We start from the raw sequence: 3,186 nt of genomic DNA, 5'->3' as shown, positions 1-3,186 counted from the left end.
GATCCCCTCAAGATCTCGATTGCTCCTAATCCCTTCAACGATCAGGCGACGGTGACGATTGACCTTGGAGGGCGGGCATTCCTGCCTGCCCAAAGGGCGAACAGGAATGTCCGCCCTCCAAGGACGCAAGTGGGGGGTCTCTTTCCTGTCCGGCTCAGCCTCTACGCGCTCGACGGGCGGGAGGTCCTCCGTCTTCACGATGGTCCCCTCTCCCCCGGCACGCATCAGTTCAGATTCTTCACTTCGTTCAGAATGACATCGGGAGGCGGAGTGACATCGGGAGGCGGGATGCCATCGGGAGTCTATTTCCTCCGCCTTCAGACCGGCACCAAATCCCGCACCGTCAAAGCCGTTCTAATGCGCTAATCTTGGAGGGCGGGATTCATCCCGCCCCGATTAGCGGCTTACCGGCAACCAGCGAAAAATCTTGCGAGAGCGGAGCGATTTGGCTTGACAATGGGGTCTTAAGGTGTTATGATGTAAAGTGTCGTCTGAGTGAAGTCCTTGGATAGCGTCACGTGAACTGATAGGATTGCGGTTTGACTTTCCTTGCATGTTTCTTCCTTTCAATAGATTAGACGAGTCGGGGGGGGGACTCCTACGCCGTTGCCTGACTGCTGCCGCCTTCGCACGAGTGCAGTCTAGTGAGCCGGTCTCTGCCCTTCACGTGCCTCACCGGAGGCCCCTCTGTCATGCTGAACGCAGTGAAGCATCTCGTCTTCCGCCCCATTGCCCTGACTTCACAGATAGATTCCCCCTCACCATCCCGGTTCCGGGCAACGCCTCGAGCCACCCCGTCCGCGGCCCTCCTCGATTGACCTTTCGTGAACGCCCGATGAATTCCAGAGAGATAATCGTCTCACTGGTGAACGCAATCAACGAAAGGTTAAAAGTATGAAAAGCAGAACACTCACCCTCATCATCGCCGCCGTGATGCTCATCGCGGTCGGCGTGCTCGTATGGCCGGAGCCGGAAGAGGCTCGGGCAGATGTCCAGTATCACATCACCGTCTATGTCTGGGATGGAGACTCATGGGAGTATATGGAAGGCGGTTGGTCATGCTGGTTCACCTTTGACCCCGAGGGCACCTTCGAAGAAGAAACCGACTGCACGTCAGGAACGGCGCACCATTCATTGAACCTCTGGTCAGCCAATCCATGGATCGCTACCTCGCCCACCGCGGGAGATGATCGCTGGGAATTCTATGAAGGATCCTGGTGCGTGCCCGATCAGGATCAACCGGTTGCCTTAAGGCAACATTCACTAGAGATCCCAGCGGGCAATACTGCGAAGTTCTTCCTTCGCATGTTGGAAGGGCGCTGACTACGGAACACCGGGCGAGACCGCGACGGACGAACCGTCGCGGTCTCGCCCATAGGGGCAAACCTGGATCCGTGGAATCCACCATCAGAGATTGATCTTGATGAAATACTCTCTTAGAAACCTTATCATCCTCGCTGCAACGACTCTTATCGGCATCGCCGATGCTCAGCCGCGTATCCGTTGGGTCCGAACCTACGACGCCGGCGATGGACTCAATGACTCATTTAATTCGATCCGCGAGTGTGAGAACGGCGACTACATCCTCGCCGGATCTGCCGGTACCAACGATAACCGACGAGCCTGGCTGGCGAGAATAGAGACGAACGGCGGCGTTGTTTGGAGCCGTTTGTATGAACAGGACAATACCCGTTTGGGAAGTCTCTATAGTGCCGTCGAATGCGATGGGGGTGGATTCGTAGCGGTTGGCCAAGTCTACCCAGAGGAAGGCGGAGCGCAACTCTTGATGGTGCGAGTCGATTCGGACGGGGAGTTGATGTGGGTATGCAATGCTGGTGGAGAACGCGCCGAATATGGGTATGCTGTCATTGAACTAAAAAGTGGGGAATTCCTTGCCGCCGGAGAAACGAGTTCTATTGGGAACGGCAGCACAGACGGCTATCTGGTGATGGTGAACCGTGTGGGTGAGGTGGTGTGGGAGCGTGCCTATGGCGGTGAGCGTGTTGATCTCTTTACCGACCTGCGCGAACGTCCCGAAGGAGGAGCCATCGCCATCGGAACCACATTTGTGCAGGACAACGATTCCGACATCTGGATCGTTCGCGTCGATTCGGAGGGTGAGGTCGTCTGGCAGCGAACTTATGGCCAGGAGAATTTGGAAGAGAAGGGCTATCGTATGGCTTCGTTCAACAACGGAATGCGCTATGCTGTATGCGGTAAGGTCGGTCGTATTCGGGGTGATTGGGTGCTCCTGTTGATTGACGGAAACGGCAACCGGCAACATATGAGCATCTACGATTTTGGCGGGCAATTTCGACCTTACAGACCTTATGGAATACTGGCCTATCCGGACGGTGGGACCTTGATGGTAGGTCAGGTGCATACCGATGGTCAGCCGCAGGGACCACGAGTTGCAGCGCTGAGACTTGAACCAGGTGGCGATGTAGCCTGGACGCAGGTAGAGCGCTTAGATGACTTCGATGAAAGACCAAACTATGTCAATAGTTGGTTTGGTGCTGCCATATCTCGTAATGGATCGGCACTCATTTGCGGCAACACGAGCAGAATTATCACTGGGAATGATGGAGTTGTAATGGTTCTTCATCCAGAATCGTCTCCACCAGAGATCATCGATTGGTATCCATGGGACCTTGATTTGAGATTGCTACTGTCGGAGAGGATGCGATTTACAATTCGGGCCGTAGATATTCAGGATGATCCAATTTCGTATGGGTTTCTGCTAAATGGGGAGCCGGTTGCTGAGGACTCGACCTTGGAATTGATGTTTGAAGAGATAGGCGATTTTGTAATTACGGGTTTCGCTTCGGATGGTCAGCAAGCCGATTCCGTGAACTGGCTTTTGCAAGTTCGTAACCTATTGATAATGGCGCGCCGGCCCGACACCCTTTCCCTCACGGTTCAGCGCAACAGCGAGATCGACTTCGCCATCGACTCCGTCGCTTACATTGGGGATAGTGAGAATCTCCGGTATGAGTGGATGATTTACGACTCGACGGCGGTGAGGTGGGAAGAAGTGGGAGGGGATGACCGGATCGGAATCCGGTCCTACGCGTTCAACCGGACTGGCGGCTATGCCCTGAAAGCCAAGGTCTTCGACCCGAACGTCGATCCGGTGCCTGCAGATTCCGTCCAGTGGGCGATTCAGGTGCGCGGCGTCATCCGCGC

2 protein-coding genes are annotated in these 3,186 nt (G+C 55.2%); both read left to right on the top strand.

From position 1 onward, the window contains the following. Positions 1–894 precede the first annotated feature (894 nt). Positions 895–1,323, top strand: a complete 429-nt coding sequence (locus FJY67_11725) for a hypothetical protein (protein ID MBM3330118.1) — start codon at positions 895–897, stop codon at positions 1,321–1,323. A 100-nt stretch (positions 1,324–1,423) separates the two neighbouring features. Further along, the coding region (locus FJY67_11720; protein ID MBM3330117.1) for a hypothetical protein at positions 1,424–3,186 on the top strand (1,763 nt) is incomplete at its 3' end.

The organism is Calditrichota bacterium (genome assembly GCA_016867835.1).
Taxonomy (GTDB): Bacteria; Electryoneota; AABM5-125-24; order Hatepunaeales; family Hatepunaeaceae; genus VGIQ01.
Note: the sequence above shows the minus strand (reverse complement) of the source record. Positions and strands in the feature narration are given on the sequence as shown.

Excerpts from the sequence above, each read along its gene's own strand:
- FJY67_11725 (MBM3330118.1), top strand. The coding sequence starts at position 895 with ATGAAAAGCAGAACACTCACCCTCATCATCGCCGCCGTGATGCTCATC.